We start from the raw sequence: 267 nt of genomic DNA on the forward strand, positions 1-267 counted from the left end.
ATCGGAATTGGAATCTTTTGATAACATCTTGTTATTTTCGCATTCTTTACGGTATTGCTTTATCCAAGTATTCAGACTCCCGTGTCCCAGTTGATATTCTTTGGCTAGACTATTGATCGTTCGTCCTTCTTCCAAATGCATACGTACTAGTTTCTCTTTAAATGATTTTTCATATTTTTTTCTTGCCATTGTCAACACCACTTTCTTATGAATAGTATAAGATATTTTGTATTCTATGTGGTGTTACAATTTCACTATATCATGTCA

1 protein-coding gene is annotated in these 267 nt (G+C 32.6%); it reads right to left on the bottom strand.

Translation table 11 applies throughout. The features are described from left to right. On the bottom strand, positions 1 to 189 hold a 189-nt coding region (locus tag Q5Y73_RS24715; protein WP_305994584.1), incomplete at its 3' end, for a transposase. Positions 190 to 267: the final 78 nt, after the last annotated feature.

The sequence above is a fragment of the Chengkuizengella axinellae genome (assembly GCF_030730905.1).
In the GTDB taxonomy this organism is placed as follows: domain Bacteria; phylum Bacillota; class Bacilli; order Paenibacillales; family KCTC-33759; genus Chengkuizengella; species Chengkuizengella axinellae.